The following is a 16,457-nucleotide window of genomic DNA, read 5'->3' as shown; positions in this document are numbered from 1 at the left end:
GGCTCGATGTAGTGTTTTTTTAAAAGACACTACCTGATCGACTGTCGAACAAAGATGATAAATAGCTGAAAATCTGATTTTATTGGCAGCCGGCATCAAGTTTTTACCTGTACGAGTTGGCTAAAGACCAACAGTAACGATTATTCTCACAACGAAACGAGGGGCCAGAAGCCGCTCATGTGTAGTTTTACTACTCGTCTATACATTCGAAAGGCTGAAACGGCCGACGATTTGTAGTAAAACTACACGCCGCCGAAACAACCTTCGGCAATCCAAGAATTTATATCGTCTGCCCACAAGGCCAGTCGCAAACTCAGGCAACCGATTCTGGTAGCCTTTCCGCCCTGGAGCAAGCCATGCAAGACCTCGATCCCGTCGAAACCCAGGAATGGCTGGACGCCCTGGAATCGGTTCTCGACAAAGAAGGCGAAGACCGTGCTCACTATCTGATGACCCGTATGGGCGAACTCGCAACCCGCAGCGGTTCGCAATTGCCTTACGCCATCACCACGCCGTACCGCAACACAATCCCCGTCACCCACGAAGCACGCATGCCTGGCGACCTGTTCATGGAACGCCGCATTCGCTCGTTGGTACGCTGGAACGCGATGGCCATGGTGATGCGTACGAACCTGAAAGATTCTGACCTGGGCGGTCACATCTCCAGCTTCGCCTCCAGCGCAACCCTGTACGACATCGGCTTCAACTACTTCTTCCAGGCCCCGACCGACGAACACGGCGGCGACCTGATCTACTTCCAGGGCCACACCTCCCCAGGTGTCTACGCCCGTGCGTTCATGGAAGGCCGCATCACCGAAGAGCAGATGAACAACTTCCGCCAGGAAGTGGACGGTCAGGGCCTGTCGTCCTACCCGCACCCTTGGCTGATGCCCGACTTCTGGCAGTTCCCGACTGTATCCATGGGCCTGGGCCCGATCCAGGCGATCTACCAGGCACGTTTCATGAAGTACCTGGAAGCCCGTGGCTTCATCCCGGAAGGCAAGCAGAAAGTCTGGTGCTTCCTGGGCGATGGCGAGTGCGACGAGCCGGAATCCCTCGGTGCGATCTCCCTGGCCGGCCGCGAGAAGCTCGACAACCTGATCTTCGTCATCAACTGCAACCTGCAGCGCCTCGACGGCCCGGTTCGCGGCAACGGCAAGATCATCCAGGAGCTCGAAGGCGTATTCCGCGGTGCCCAGTGGAACGTGACCAAAGTCATCTGGGGCCGTTTCTGGGACCCACTGCTGGCCAAGGACGTCGACGGTATCCTGCAACGTCGCATGGACGAAGTCATCGACGGCGAGTACCAGAACTACAAAGCCAAAGACGGCGCGTTCGTGCGTGAACACTTCTTCAACACGCCTGAACTCAAGGCAATGGTTGCAGACCTGTCCGACGACGAGATCTGGAAACTCAACCGTGGCGGCCACGACCCGTACAAGGTCTACGCGGCGTACCACGAAGCGGTCAACCACAAAGAACAACCCACCGTCATCCTGGCCAAGACCATCAAGGGTTATGGCACCGGTGCTGGCGAAGCGAAGAACACTGCGCACAACACCAAGAAAGTCGATGTCGACAGCTTGAAGTTGTTCCGTGATCGTTTCGACATTCCGGTCAAAGACGACGAACTGGAGAACCTGCCGTTCTTCAAGCCAGAGCCAAACAGCGCCGAAGCCCGCTACCTGAGCGAACGCCGCACTGCACTGGGCGGTTTCGTGCCGCAGCGCCGCGCGCAAAGCTTCAGCGTGCCAACCCCATCGCTGGATACCCTCAAGGCTATCCTCGACGGCTCGGGCGACCGTGAAATCTCCACCACCATGGCCTTCGTGCGGATCCTCGCGCAACTGGTCAAGGACAAGGAAATCGGCCCGCGCATCGTTCCGATCATTCCGGACGAAGCCCGTACCTTCGGTATGGAAGGCATGTTCCGTCAGCTGGGCATCTACTCCTCCGTCGGCCAGCTCTACGAGCCAGTCGATAAAGACCAGGTGATGTTCTACAAGGAAGACAAGAAGGGCCAGATCCTCGAAGAAGGCATCAACGAAGCAGGCGCCATGAGCTCCTTCATCGCTGCCGGCACTTCGTACTCCAGCCACAACCAGCCGATGCTGCCGTTCTACATCTTCTACTCGATGTTCGGCTTCCAGCGTATCGGTGACCTGGCCTGGGCCGCTGGCGACAGCCGTACCCGTGGCTTCCTGATCGGCGGCACCGCTGGCCGGACCACACTGAACGGCGAAGGCCTGCAACACGAAGACGGTCACAGCCACATCCTGGCTGCCACCATCCCGAACTGCCGCACCTTTGATCCAACCTACGGCTACGAGCTGGCGGTGATCATCCAGGACGGCATGAAGAAGATGACCGAAGAGCAACAGGACGTCTTCTACTACATCACCGTGATGAACGAGTCCTACCAGCAGCCAGCCATGCCGGCCGGCGCCCCGGAAGGCATCATCAAGGGCATGTACCTGCTCGAAGAAGACACCCGCGAAGCGGCGCACCACGTCCAGTTGATGGGCTCCGGCACCATCCTGCGCGAAGTGCGTGAGGCAGCCAAGATCCTGCGTGAAGAATTCAACGTCGGCGCCGACGTCTGGAGTGTCACCAGCTTCAACGAACTGCGTCGCGACGGCCTGGCCGTAGAACGCAGCAACCGCCTGCACCCTGGCCAGAAGCCAAAGCTGAGCTACGTCGAAGAATGCCTGAACGGCCGCAAAGGTCCGGTCATCGCCTCTACCGACTACATGAAGCTGTTCGCCGAGCAGATCCGCCAGTGGGTTCCTTCCAAGGAATTCAAAGTGCTGGGCACCGACGGTTTCGGCCGTAGCGACAGCCGCAAGAAACTGCGTCACTTCTTCGAAGTCGACCGTAAGTTCGTTGTGTTGGCAGCCCTGGAAGCCCTGGCTGACCGTGGCGATATCGAACCCAAGGTGGTGGCCGAGGCCATCGTCAAGTTCGGCATCGATCCAGAAAAACGCAACCCACTGGACTGCTGAGGAGAATTTTCGTGAGCGAACTCATTCGCGTACCTGACATCGGCAGCGGTGAAGGTGAAGTAATTGAACTGTTTGTGAAGGTCGGCGACCGTATCGAAGCCGACCAGAGCATCCTGACGCTTGAATCGGACAAGGCCAGCATGGAAGTGCCTGCGCCGAAGGCCGGTGTCATCAAGAGCTTGAAAGTGAAGCTGGGCGACCGCCTGAAAGAAGGCGACGAACTGCTGGAGCTGGAAGTCGAAGGCGCCGCTGCGGCACCTGAAGCGGCTGCACCGGCTGCTGCCCCGGCGGCGGCTGAAAAGCCTGCCGCTGCACCGGCTGCTGCGGCAGCTCCCGCCCCGGCCGCGGCGCCTGCCGCTGCCACGGTCCAGGACATTCATGTCCCGGACATCGGTTCGTCGGGCAAGGCCAAGATCATCGAAGTGCTGGTCAAGGTGGGCGACACCGTCGAAGCCGACCAGTCGCTGATCACCCTGGAATCCGACAAGGCCAGCATGGAAATCCCATCGCCGGCTGCCGGCGTGGTGGAAAGCATCGCGGTCAAGCTGGAAGATGAAGTGGGCACAGGCGATTTCATCCTCAAGCTGAAAGTAGCCGGTGCCGCCGCACCTGCCGCGCCCGCCCAAGCCGCTGCGCCTGCCGCCAAAACTGAAGCCGCTCCGGCTCCGGCTGCCGCGCCTGCCGCCAAGGCCGAGGCTGCCCCAGCCCCGGTCGCCGCGCCTGCGCCAAGCGGTGCCAAGGTGCACGCTGGCCCTGCGGTGCGTCAGTTGGCCCGTGAATTCGGTGTCGAGCTGTCGGCCGTTGGCCCAAGCGGCCCACACGGTCGCGTGCTGAAGGAAGACGTGCAGGCCTACGTCAAGGCCATGATGCAGAAGGCCAAGAACGCACCGGCCGAAGGCGCCTCTGGCGGCGCGGGCATTCCGCCGATCCCGGCGGTGGACTTCAGCCGCTTCGGCGAAACCGAAGAAGTGGCCATGACTCGCCTGATGCAGATCGGCGCGTCGAGCCTGCATCGCAGCTGGCTGAACATTCCCCACGTGACTCAGTTCGACCAGGCTGATATCACTGAGCTGGAGGCCTTCCGCGTCGCGCAGAAAGCCGTGGCGGAAAAGGCCGGCGTGAAGCTGACCGTGCTGCCTCTGCTGCTCAAGGCTTGTGCACACCTGCTCAAGGAACTGCCGGACTTCAACGCCTCCCTGGCCCCGAGTGGCAAGGCTGTGATCCGCAAGAAATACGTGCACATCGGCTTTGCCGTCGACACCCCGGAAGGCCTGCTGGTACCGGTCATCCGCAACGTCGACCAGAAGAGCCTGCTGCAACTGGCTGCCGAAGCCGCTGCCCTGGCCGAAAAAGCCCGGAACAAGAAGCTCACCGCCGACGACATGCAAGGCGCCTGCTTCACCATTTCCAGCCTCGGCCACATTGGCGGCACCGGCTTCACGCCGATCGTCAACGCGCCGGAAGTGGCGATCCTGGGTGTTTCCAAGGCCACCATCCAGCCTGTCTGGGACGGTAAAGCCTTCCAGCCGAAGCTGATGCTGCCACTGTCGCTGTCCTACGATCACCGTGTGATCAACGGCGCCGCCGCTGCACGCTTCACCAAGCGTCTGAGCGACCTGCTGGGCGACATCCGCACCATCCTGCTGTAACACCGGGCGGCCCTCCCTTGCGGAGGGCCATTCGGCGCACTGTTTTCCGAGCGCCACGCTCGTACCTCAACCCCGCCCATTTGGCGGGGCTTTTTTTTGCCTGGAATTCAGGCCAGGTACAGGGAGGTTGGATGTGCCGGCCTCATCGCGAGCAGGCTCGCTCCCACAATGACTTGTGGTGCTGCACCTTAACTTGAAGCCAACCAAGCCCCCTGTGGGAGCGAGCTTGCTCGCGATGGCGGTCTGTCAGGCAACCCGGCATTTTCCTACCCCGCAAGTTTTAAATGACTACACCCCCTGTTAGTCATTACCCACAACTTGCGCCCCCTTCCCTATCGATATTTATGACGCGCCGGGCTTTAGCATCAAACCACCAGGCAACTGGATGCTTGTACCCCACTATTAAAACTTCGAATGGATTCGAATATGTTCAAACCTACCGTTGGCCCCATTGTCGGCCACACGACAACGGATCACGCCCGGATATTCCTGCGCGGCGATCACGACAACAACCGGGTATTCGCCGGCATTCGCCACCGGCGCCAAGGCGATACACGCTGGTCGAAAGGGCATTTCGTCCAACTGAAGGCCAACCGCGACATGTCCGATGTCATCGTGCTGAAAGGCCTTCAACCCGACACCGCCTACGAATACCAGGCCGGCTGGTTCAGCCCCCTGAGCCCGACCCATACCGTGGAAACCGTCCAGGAACTGCCGCTGCAATGGCCCAGGAACACCTACTGCTTACGCACCCCGGCCAGCAAAACCGATGGGCCACGCGCTTATATCGTGGGCTCTTGTCGCTACTTGCGAATCGCCGCCGGCACCCCGTTGCTACCGGGACTTGGGGACCGCACCTTTGCCGGCATCAATCGCCTCGTGGAACAGGCCGACCCGCCGATCAGCGCGGTATTGATGACCGGCGATCAGGTTTATCTGGATGACCTGAATGTCATCGGACCGGACCGAACCTATCAGAACATCCTTTTCAGATACCGATCGGTATTTAGCCAGCCGCATATCCGCAAACTGATGTCTGGCACCCCTACCTACATGATCCTTGACGACCATGAGATCGAAGACAACTGGCCCGCCAGGAAAACCGGTAACGACGATGTTCTATACGCCAATGCCATGGGCGCTTATGGGCTTTATCAGGCCAGCCACGGGCCCGCCCATGAACTGTCGAGCGACGGAACATTACACAAGTCGTTAACCCGCTACTGGTACACCTTCACCCACGGCGATATCCAATGGTTCGTCACCGACAGTCGGACGCAACGCAACCTGTCGGCGCACGATCGGCGCATCCTCGACGAGGAACAGGAACAGTCCCTGCTCCAATGGCTTATCAACAGCACCGCCCGGGTCAAACTCGTCGTGACCAGCGTCATGTTCTTCCCCGACAGCAAGCACGATGACGGCGACGCCTGGCAGGCGTTCCCGGAACAACGCCTGCGCCTGCTGGAAACCATACGCCGCCATCGGATCAAAAACGTGGTTTTCGTCTCGGGCGATGTCCACGGCTCCATGACCAGCCGCCTGCGTCACAGCGAGGATCCTGATTTCGAGGTCAACACCGTGGTTTCCTCGCCGTTCTACAACAGCAAATTGCTGCCTTTTGCAAAAGCCTCGGATTTTATTTTCCACAGGCCGATGGCCCGCACCCAAAGTGGTGAGTACCGCTATGAACTGACCAGCAAAGTGGTGAGTCAGGACAACTTCGCCCACCTGTATGTCACGGCGCAGAGCCTTCAAGTCACCTTCCACGACCGGGACGGCAACCCCTTGCAGGCAGTCGATATCCCACTGCAATGATCTTCCATGCCCTCTGATCGGTCGGCGACTGGAGAAATCCTCTTGTCGGCCGATAAAAGGTTTATAGCACTTGGCCTTCATCTCTCTTGTCAGCCAGTGCCGCAATGATGCAACCTTGCGCCAATCCGTAATAACGAGGGCGTCAGCCCGGCGCGATCAGCATTTTCGAAGCGAGTTTCCCCATGAAAAGCCAACCCGATGCCGCCAGCCGTATGGCGGCCGAGGTAGTGACGCAGTTACCGGTGCCCTCGCGGCTCGGTATGCTGCGTTTCGAACGGCTGAATGAAGCAAGCTGGGCGCTGTTGTTCCTCGATCCCAACTGCGAGCGATACTTCGGCCTACCGGCGGTAGAGCTGTGCTCGCTGGTCAGTGCGCCTTACGCCAGCTTGATGGAGCCCGAAGCACGCTATCAGTTGCACGACGCCATCCAGCAACAATTGGCCCAGGCCGCGCATTACCAGATTCGCTACACGCTCCACACCGCCAAGGGCCCGATGAACGTACTGGAGACGGGGGAGGCCTATAAGCAACACAATCGTCATCTGCTGCGCGGTTACCTGCTGGAAGTGGACAATTTGCTGCAAGGCGAACCCTCCGTGCCGGCCCTGGACCTGGAAACCCAGAATTCACGCCTGCAGATCGCCCTGGAACTGAACCAGCGCGCCCAGCAAGAGCAACTCCAGCACCTGGACCGGGTACGCGCCCAACAGGACTTGATCCTGCTGCTGACCCGTCAACGCTACAGCGCCAACAACTCCCTGCTCGAAGCCGCCGAACTCATCACCCGCAGCGCCTGCGACATCTACCAGATCGACTGCGCCAGCCTCTGGAATCTGGACGATGGCAAACTGGTTCCGATTTCCGCCTACAACCGCGCGTCCCAAGCGTATTTCCTGCCGGCGGTGATCGACGCCAACGACTTTCCCGACTACATGGAAGCGCTGCAGACCTGCCGCGCCATTGACGCCCACAATGCAATACGCGACCCGCGCACCCGGGAAATGGCCGAGAGCCTGCGCGCCCGTGACGTCAATGCCATTCTCGACGCCAGCGTGCGTATCGACGGCCAGGTGGTGGGCGTGCTGTGCCTGGAGCAAGTAGGCGTCACCCGCGCCTGGCAATCGGATGAAATCGCCTTTGCCGGCGAGCTCGCGGACCAGTTCGCCCAGGTCATCAACAACCATAACCGACGCACCGCCACCAGTGCCCTGCACTTGTTCCAGCGCGCCGTGGAACAGAGCGCCAACGCGTTCCTGCTGGTCAATTGCGACGGTGTGGTGGAGTACGTCAACCCGAGCTTCACCGCGATCACCCAGTACACCACCGAGGAAGTCCACGGCCAACGCCTCTCGGAACTGCCGGCCCTGGAGAATCTCAGCGAACTGCTGTTCGACGCACCCTCGGCGCTGGCCCAGAGCAACAGTTGGCAGGGTGAGTTCAAGAGTCGGCGCAAGAACCTGGAGCCCTACTGGGGCCAGTTGTCGATTTCCAAGGTCTACGGCGACAACCGCGAGCTGACCCACTACATCGGCATCTACGAAGACATCACCCAGACCAAGCTGGCCCAGCAGCGCATCGAGCGCCTGGCGTACACCGACAACCTGACCAACCTGGGCAACCGTCCGGCGTTCATTCGCAACCTCGATGAACGCTTCGCCCGGGACAGTGATTCGCCCATCAGCCTGCTGCTGGTGGACATCGACAACTTCAAGCGCATCAACGACAGCCTCGGCCACCAGACCGGTGACAAACTGCTGATCAGCCTGGCCCGGCGCCTGCGCAACAGCTTGAGCCCCAGCGGCAGCCTGGCGCGATTTGCCAGTAACGAATTCGCGGTCCTGCTGGACGACACAAGCCTGGAAGCCGGGCAGCAGATCGCCAGCCAGTTGCTGATGACCCTCGACAAGCCGATGTTCGTCGATAACCAGTTGATCAGCGTGACCGGCTCCGTGGGCCTGGCCTGCGCACCGCTGCACGGCCGCGATCCGCAGACCCTGATGCGCAACGCCGGCCTCGCCCTGCACAAGGCCAAGGCCAACGGCAAGCACCAGGTCCAGGTGTTCACCGAAGCACTGAATGCCGAGGCCAGCTACAAGCTGTTCGTGGAAAACAACCTGCGCCGCGCCTTGACCCAGAACGAACTGGACGTGTTCTACCAGCCCAAGTTGTGCCTGCGCAGCGGCCGCCTGCTGGGCATGGAAGCGCTGCTGCGCTGGAACCATCCGGAAAAGGGCATGATCCGCCCGGACCAGTTCATCAGCGTGGCCGAAGAAACCGGCCTGATCATCCCCATCGGCAAATGGATCGCCCGCCAGGCTTGCCGCATGAGCAAACAGCTGACCGCGGCCGGCCTGGGCAACCTGCAAGTGGCGATCAACCTGTCGCCCAAGCAGTTTTCCGACCCGGACCTGGTCGCCTCCATTGCCAGCATCCTCAAGGAGGAACAACTGCCGGCCCGGCTGCTGGAACTGGAGCTGACCGAAGGCCTGTTGCTGGAAGCCACCGAAGACACCCACTTGCAGCTCGACCAGCTCAAGCGCCTGGGGCTGACCCTGGCCATGGACGACTTCGGCACCGGTTATTCGTCCTTGAGCTACCTGAAGAAATTCCCGATCGACATCATCAAGATCGATCGCAGCTTCATCCACGAAATCCCGGACAACCAGGACGACATGGAAATCACCTCGGCGGTGATCGCCATGGCCCATAACCTGAAACTCAAGGTCGTGGCCGAAGGCATCGAAACCGCCCAGCAACTGGCGTTTCTGCGGCGCCACCGCTGCGACGTCGGCCAGGGCTATCTGTTCGACCGGCCAATCCCCGGCGCCGAGCTGGTCGAAAAGCTCAAGCGCTACCCGCGCGGGCCGCTGGTCTGACAGCTGCGTATAGCTTGCGGCGGCTTTTCTGAGGCACACTGACGGTCTATTTCGCTCAACTCAATCTGACTGAGAGGACTGATCAATGGTCTTGCGCTCGGAAATCCTGGTGAACAAAAACGTGCTCCCTACTCAAGAACAAGCCCTGCCTGGCCGTGAAACGCCGATGAGCGTGCCGGAAAAACACTTCGTCCACGACGCGCCCCTGCTGGGCCCGTTTGCCATGGACGTGGATTTCGCGATCTTCGGCCTCGGCTGCTTCTGGGGCGCGGAGCGCAAGTTCTGGCAGCGCGAAGGCGTGGTCAGTACAGCGGTGGGTTACGCCGGCGGCTTCACGCCGAACCCGACGTATGAAGAAGTCTGTTCGGGTCTGACCGGCCACAGTGAAGTGGTACTGGTGGTCTATGAGCCAGCAAAAGTCAGCTACGAGCAGCTTCTGAAAATGTTCTGGGAACTGCACAACCCGACCCAGGGCATGCGCCAGGGGAATGACATCGGCACCCAGTACCGTTCAGTGATCTATGCCACCAACCCGGCTCAACTGGCGGCGGCCAAACACAGCGAGCAAGTGTTCCAGGCCGAGTTGACCAAGGCCGGCAAAGGCACCATCACGACCGAAATCGAAGAAGCGCCGACGGTCTACTTCGCCGAGGCTTACCACCAGCAGTACCTGGCGAAGAACCCTGAAGGCTATTGCGGGATTGGCGGTACGGGCGTGACCTGCCCGATCTGACTTTTAAACCCCAGACCCAGTGTGGAAGCTGAGCTTGTGGGAGCAAGGCTTGCCCGCGATGCGGCGGCACATTCAACATCAATGCGGCTGAACCACCGTCATCGCGAGCAAGCTTGGCTCCCACAAGAATTTGTGGCGGTTACAGTTCTGCGAACATCCCCGCAACTCATGTGGGAGCGAGCCTGCTCGCGATGGCGCCCTTCCAGACGCCATCAAGCCATCAGCTTTCAGCGATCAACCAATCCATCTGCCACCCGCCCTGGGTCTGCCCCAGCTTTTTCGACAGCCACGGCAGCAGTTCACGCAACTCTTCCTCCAGCCCCCACGGCGGGTTGGCAATCGCCAGGCCGGAGCCGTTCAGGCTGTTGGGCGTCGCCAGTGGATGCACCAGCAGTTCCACCCGCAACAGCTTCGGCGCGCCCGTGCCGGCCAGGTCCTGGTAGAAGCGGCGCAACATCCGCTGGTCCTTTACCGGGTACCAGATCGCCGCCACCGTCTGGCGCATCCGGCCAATGGCTTCCTTGAGGGAGGCGGCGCAGCGCTGCATCTCGTCCAGCTGTTCGAAGGGCGGATCGATCAGCATCAGGGCACGCTTCTCTGCCACCGGCAGCAGTGCCCGCGGCACATGCCAGCCCTCACCCAGGTGCACCGCCACGCGACGGTCGCCTTTCATGTTGTCCTTGAGCAACACGCCGTCTTCAGGGTGTTTCTCATTGAGCAGCACACGGTCATGCGAACGGGTCAGGCGCCGCGCCAGCTCCGGCGAGCCCGGGTAGTAGCGCAACTGGCCGTCCGGGTTCATTTCGTGCAGCACCGTCATGTAATCGGCGGTCAACGGCGGCAGATCGCTCTCGCCCCACAACCGCGCAATGCCTTCCAGGTACTCGCCGGTACGGTTGGCCTGGTCACCCTGCAGGTCGTACAGCCCAATGCCCGCATGGGTATCGAGGTAGGCAAAGGGCTGCTCCTTGCGCGACATCAAGGCGATGAGGCGGGTCAAGGTCAGGTGTTTGAACACGTCGGCGTGATTGCCGGCGTGGAAGGCGTGGCGATAATTCATGGCGGCTCCTGCGAAGGGCGACGAGTTTACCTTGAAGCGCGTCGGACGTCAGGGGTTCGCAGCCCAGCGGACAGGCCAGCCTCAGCCCAGCTCTCGCAGCAAATACGCCTGCAATGGCGCCTTTTGCGCCTCAACCGGCTCCGATCGCTCAAGAAAGCGGGCAATCTTGCAGCGCAAGACGCTGCCGTCGACCCGCTCGAACACATGCGGATGCTCTTCACCCAGCCAAGTGAGCACGTTGTCCAGCAGACAGTCCGTCGGAACCTCGGCCATTGCGTCCAACAGTGCGACGGGTACTTGCCACCAGGGAAAAGCCTGGGTCGGCCGCTGGGCATTTCCCACGACCTCAAGGGATTGCCCATTGATCAGACAGCGCTTGATGACCGGCAAGAGTTGCCCGGCCTCCACCGCCGTCGATTGCAGGATCGGCCGCACAAAGCGCCCATCCCAAAAACGCAGGAAGACCGGCTTGCCACCGGGCAACAACACCTGCGTGAGCCCGCGCAAGTGTTCGACAAGGATTTCCTGGCTCACGCACGAAACCGCCAGCCAACCCCAATCGACGGAATCGGTGGCGGCGATCCAATCAAGAAACCCACTGTCTGCGCTGACCAGACCTACATAAGGCATGACCGCTTCCCACTCGGCGTACGGCGTGTCGGCCCAGATCGGGCTGGCTGCCGAGGTCATCGAACGCCTCCAGGCCGACAACGCCCCGGCGCGACTGGCATTGCTGAAAATGGCGAAAAGTTGCTCGGAGGCCTGCAAGGGGTGCTCCACAAGCCAGGCGCGAGGAGATTGATCGCTGTTCATGGACGCCCCCGGACATCGACAGGTTTGTGAAAGACCGGCGGCGCTGCACAGGCGCCATTCCTGCAACGCTCACACTCCTCACAGAACGGCGCCGAACCTTGGAAACTGAGGATCTGCGCGAGGGAAAGCGCAGGCGCCGCCGCAGCGACCAGCTTCTCGGCGCTGCCTGGAGAGCCGGATGCCGCACTCATGACCGCCATCGGCGCCCCACCGACCTCGATGGGTACGCTGCTGGAAATCCCGCCGGCGCCGATGTTGATCCAATGGCCGCCGGCCTGAAGGGTCACGCTCGTGCCCCCGTCCAAGACTACCTGCTGGCCGGCGCTGACATGAAACTGTTGGCTGGCATTCAGGACCTGGCTGGTGACACGAATATGCCGCTCGCCGCTCACCAGCAGATGATCGTCCTGCCGCACTTCTGCCCGGCGTTGACCGTGGGTCAGGCGCTGCTCATCGGCCTTGAGCTCGTGCCGTGCCGTACCGGCGACAACGATGCTGCGCTCGTGATCGACCTGCACCCGCTGGTCATGCAGCACATGCTGGGTCCAGTTGCGCTGGGCCCGCAGGTAGATCTCCTCGGCGCCCTTGCGATCCTCGATGCGCAATTCGTTGTAGCCTGCCCCGCCGGGGCTGCTCTGGCTGCGCAACACGCTGCGGGTCTTGTCCGCAGGCAGGTCCAGCGGCACCGGGTTGGCCCCGTTGGGCAGGCACCCCACCACCAACGGCTTGTCCACATCACCATCGATGAACCCCACCAGGACTTCCATGCCGACCCGGGGAATCATCACTGCGCCATAGCGATCATGGGCCCAACCGGAGGCCACGCGCAGCCAGCAGCTGGAATGCTCGTCGCATTGACCGTCGCGATCCCAGACCAGTTGCACCTTGACCCGCCCGAATTCATCGCAATGGATCTCGCTGTCCACCGGCCCGGTCACCACCGCCGACTGATAACCATGGGCGCGGGGCTTTTCGTGATGCAAAGGTGGCCGAAAGAACACGTCCCATGGCGTGGCAAGAAAGGTATTTTTGTAGCCCTGGAATTCATCCGGGCCGGCGGCTGTTTCTTCCAGCACCTGCGGTTGATGGCCATGATGGTCGACCTGCGTCAGGAGCCAGAGATCATTCCACGGCTCTCGGGGATGTTCCTTGATACGCATGAAATGTCCGCTGACCAGGGCGCTTTCATTGCTGCCGCCTTCTGCCACGCAGTGGTCGGCGCCGTGGCGCTCAAGGGCGCGTCGGGTCAGATGCTTGCCGTCGTCACGGGCGCAGAAACCACCGGGATAATGATAGTCCTCGAGCACCGGGCGCTGTCGATTGTCGAGTTGGGTTTGCAGTAACAAACCGGGCCTGCGGAAGTCGTAATCGCGCAACGTCACGGCAGTGGTACGGGTCTGCAGCCGCACCGCCAGGCGCTTGATGGCCGGCTCGTCGGCGGCCATGCCGCTGTCCGGCAGGTATAGCGTCGACTCAGGCAGGCGGTGAAACACCGTCTGGTCGTCACCGAACACCAGCAGATGGCCTTCAGGGCGATGCCTGAAGTGATAATGGATACCGACTTCGGCGCAAATCCGCTCGATGAAGGCCAGGTCGCTTTCGCCATACTGCACACAATATTCACGCTCGGGGTATTGCCCGCCCAGCGTGAACTGGCAGGCATCCGCCAGGATTCCGTGTTCCTTCAACACCCGGGCGACGATATCGGGCACGCTCAGGTGCTGGAAAATCCGCTGGTTGATGCGATGACGCAGGTAGGCCAGGCGGGGCACCAGGCTGACCTGGTAACGGGTCAGGCGCTTGCCCGAATCCCCCTGGGCCACGCTATAGACCTGGCCGTGTACGCCACGGCCCCAATCTTCGAACCCCAGAAATGCCTGGCGATGCAGGAGCTCTTCCAGTGCCAGGTCGGACCGTTCGCTGACCAGTTCCAGGTCGAAGCGATAGGGCTGGCTGATGGCTTCCTTGCCCTTGAACTCAAGCACCTTGAGTTCATTCGGCCCGCTGTCGAGCGTCAGCGTGAAACGCGGTTGGTTGGCAGGCGGGAACATCCGATGTGCCTCTGCGAAATGGAGGCGGGCGATTCTGCACGAGCGATAGGGGGAGTGCATGGGAGGTCAGGAAAAACAGATTTGCCCTACATCCAAGAAGCTAAAAGCTGCAAAACGTGATGCATTTTCCGATAGACATTCGTGGCATCACGGCCAACCGCAACCATCCCACGAATGAATCAGCCGTTTCCTGCAACACGACGGATCTCGGCGCCGTAACAGCCGTGATAACGTGTGCTGGTCGCAAAAAAAGCAAAGGATGCACGGCATGACGACACGTTACGCAAAAATCGCAATGACCCTGGCGCTTGCCGCATTTGCCTTCCTGACCGTGTTCAATAACGTCACGGACTACAGCTCCAACTTCAATTTCGTCCATCACGTACTGACGATGGATACCACCTTTCCCGACAATGCCGCCCGCTATCGGGCCATCGATCAACCGTGGATGTGGCACGGGGCCTATTGGCTGATTATTCTCGGCGAAGCGATGACGGCAGGGTTGCTGGGCTACGGCGCACTGGAACTGTGGCTGGCACGCCAAGCCGAGGCCGCTGTTTTCGCCCGCGCCAAGCGCTGGGCCGTTGCCGGCCTGACGATGGGTTTCTTCGTCTGGTTCTTTGGCTTCATGGTTGTCGGCGGCGAATGGTTCCTGATGTGGCAATCAGAAATCTGGAATGGCCAGGACGCTGCGTTCAGGTTCTATATGGCGATTTTGGGGGTGTTGATCTTTCTCAACCAGCCTGACGCCAATCCGGACTGAGCTCCATGAAAAAACGGCCCGCCTCCATTGGAGACGGGCCGTTTTTCATGCAAACCCTCCTGCGAGCCATCGAGGCCGCGCTGAAGGTCTTACTGATTCAGACGGAAATCTTTCTCGGCTGCTTCGAAGCGCTGCACCATACCGGCGGTAGGCGAGCCCGTCTTGCTGACCAGGTAGATAGCCAGGCTGGCAAAAATGAAGCCAGGGATGATTTCGTACAGGCCCAGCAGCTCGAAGTGCTTCCAGACGATGACGGTAATCGCACCCACCAGGATGCCGGCCAGCGCGCCGTTGCGGGTCATGTCTTTCCAGATCACCGAGATCAACACAACCGGGCCGAAGGCGGCACCGAAACCGGCCCAGGCGTAGCTCACCAGGCCCAGTACACGGTTTTCCGGATTGGCAGCCAGGGCGATGGCGACCAACGCCACCAGCAGCACCATGGCACGGCCGACCCAGACCAGTTCCAGCTGGGAAGCGCTCTTGCGCAGGAAGGTCTTGTAGAAGTCTTCGGTCAGGGCACTGGAGCACACCAGCAACTGGCAGCTCAGGGTGCTCATCACCGCCGCCAGGATGGCCGACAGCAACACGCCAGCAACCCATGGGTTGAACAAGATCTTCGCCAGCTCGATGAACACGCGCTCAGGGTTCTCGGTCACCGGCCCGGCCACGTCAGGGTGCGCCGAGAAGTAAGCGATACCGAAGAAGCCCACGGCCACGGTGCCGCCCAGGCACAGGATCATCCAGGTCATGGAAATGCGACGGGCATTGGCGATCGACTTGACCGAATCCGCCGCCATGAAGCGCGCCAGGATGTGCGGTTGGCCGAAGTAGCCCAGGCCCCAACCCATCAGCGAGATGATGCCGATGAAGGTGGTGTTTTTCAGCATGTCGAAGGACGAAGGATCTTTCGCTTCAATAGCCAGGAACGTGGTGTCCACACCACCGGTAGCCAGCAGCACGATGATCGGCGTGAGGATCAGCGCGAAGATCATCAGGGTGGCTTGCACGGTGTCGGTCCAGCTCACAGCCAGGAAACCACCGACGAAGGTGTAGGCGATGGTCGCTGCAGCACCGGCCCACAGCGCGGTCTCGTAGGACATGCCGAAGGTGCTTTCGAACAGACGGGCACCGGCCACGATGCCGGAAGCGCAATAGATGGTGAAGAACACCAGGATGACCACCGCCGAGATGATCCGCAGCAGGCCGCTCTTGTCTTCGAAACGGCTGGAGAAGTAGTCCGGCAGCGTCAGTGCGTCACCGTTGTGCTCGGTCTGCACCCGCAGGCGACCGGCCACGAACAGCCAGTTGAGGTAGGCACCGACGATCAGGCCGATGGCGATCCAGCTTTCCGACAGGCCGGACATGTAGATGGCACCCGGCAAGCCCATCAACAACCAGCCGCTCATGTCCGAAGCACCGGCGGACAATGCCGTGACCACGCTGCCCAGGCTGCGACCGCCCAGGATGTAATCGGAAAGGTTGTTGGTGGAGCGGTAAGCCATCAGACCGATCAGGACCATGGCTGCGATATAGATCACGAAAGTGATCAAGGTGGGATTACTAACACTCATGAGTTACGCCCTGGCTTTGTTTTTATGGTGCGGTGGCAGTTGAAAGCGTCGACAACACGGACGTTATAGCGACGATTTGCAGTCCCGCGAATTTATGACTGATGTTTCCCCAGGAAAG

The 16,457-nt window shown here is 60.7% G+C and carries 10 protein-coding genes; 6 read left to right on the top strand and 4 right to left on the bottom strand.

Annotated features, from left to right (window positions below):
* Positions 1–356: 356 nt before the first annotated feature.
* The 5 genes from aceE to msrA all read left to right on the top strand — a co-directional run bounded on the left by aceE (position 357) and on the right by msrA (position 10,078).
* Positions 357–3,002 carry a pyruvate dehydrogenase (acetyl-transferring), homodimeric type gene (gene aceE, locus B0E42_RS08490; protein WP_053177864.1) on the top strand — a complete coding sequence of 882 codons (2,646 nt, stop codon included), beginning with the start codon at positions 357–359 and terminating at the stop codon, positions 3,000–3,002.
* Positions 3,003–3,013: 11 nt separating this feature from the next.
* Complete coding sequence (gene aceF, locus B0E42_RS08485) at positions 3,014–4,651, top strand: dihydrolipoyllysine-residue acetyltransferase (RefSeq protein WP_077506221.1); 1,638 nt, start codon at positions 3,014–3,016, stop codon at positions 4,649–4,651.
* Between the two features lie 426 nt (positions 4,652–5,077).
* On the top strand, positions 5,078–6,469 hold the full coding sequence (locus B0E42_RS08480; RefSeq protein ID WP_077506220.1) for an alkaline phosphatase D family protein: 1,392 nt from the start codon (positions 5,078–5,080) through the stop codon (positions 6,467–6,469).
* Between the two features lie 182 nt (positions 6,470–6,651).
* Positions 6,652–9,345 carry a bifunctional diguanylate cyclase/phosphodiesterase gene (locus tag B0E42_RS08475; RefSeq protein WP_018601278.1) on the top strand — a complete coding sequence of 898 codons (2,694 nt, stop codon included), beginning with the start codon at positions 6,652–6,654 and terminating at the stop codon, positions 9,343–9,345.
* An 85-nt stretch (positions 9,346–9,430) separates the two neighbouring features.
* Positions 9,431–10,078 carry a peptide-methionine (S)-S-oxide reductase MsrA gene (gene msrA / locus B0E42_RS08470; protein ID WP_018601280.1) on the top strand — a complete coding sequence of 216 codons (648 nt, stop codon included), beginning with the start codon at positions 9,431–9,433 and terminating at the stop codon, positions 10,076–10,078.
* Between the two features lie 220 nt (positions 10,079–10,298).
* Here msrA and B0E42_RS08465 read toward each other — a convergent pair whose 3' ends face one another.
* The 3 genes from B0E42_RS08465 to B0E42_RS08455 form a co-directional block, all read right to left on the bottom strand.
* Entirely contained in the window at positions 10,299–11,138 is an 840-nt protein-coding gene (locus B0E42_RS08465; RefSeq protein WP_077506219.1) for a 23S rRNA (adenine(2030)-N(6))-methyltransferase RlmJ, read from the bottom strand.
* A gap of 81 nt (positions 11,139–11,219) precedes the next feature.
* Positions 11,220–11,951 carry a DUF4123 domain-containing protein gene (locus B0E42_RS08460; RefSeq protein WP_168188502.1) on the bottom strand — a complete coding sequence of 244 codons (732 nt, stop codon included), beginning with the start codon at positions 11,949–11,951 and terminating at the stop codon, positions 11,220–11,222.
* Positions 11,948–14,002, bottom strand: a complete 2,055-nt coding sequence (locus B0E42_RS08455; RefSeq protein WP_077506217.1) for a type VI secretion system tip protein VgrG — start codon at positions 14,000–14,002, stop codon at positions 11,948–11,950. The genes B0E42_RS08460 and B0E42_RS08455 overlap by 4 nt, the downstream gene beginning before the upstream one ends.
* Positions 14,003–14,270: 268 nt before the next feature.
* On the opposite strand from B0E42_RS08455, the gene B0E42_RS08450 reads away from it, so the two are divergent.
* A complete protein-coding gene (locus B0E42_RS08450; protein WP_077506216.1) occupies positions 14,271–14,765 on the top strand; it encodes a DUF2165 family protein in 495 nt (164 codons plus the stop codon).
* A gap of 89 nt (positions 14,766–14,854) precedes the next feature.
* Here B0E42_RS08450 and putP read toward each other — a convergent pair whose 3' ends face one another.
* A complete protein-coding gene (gene putP, locus B0E42_RS08445) occupies positions 14,855–16,339 on the bottom strand; it encodes a sodium/proline symporter PutP (RefSeq protein WP_077506215.1) in 1,485 nt (494 codons plus the stop codon).
* Positions 16,340–16,457 lie beyond the last annotated feature (118 nt).

Source organism: Pseudomonas sp. A25(2017), from assembly GCF_002001065.1.
GTDB lineage: Bacteria > Pseudomonadota > Gammaproteobacteria > Pseudomonadales > Pseudomonadaceae > Aquipseudomonas > Aquipseudomonas kilonensis.
The sequence above is the reverse complement of the archived record's forward strand: the minus strand, read 5'-3'. Positions and strand labels throughout refer to the sequence as shown.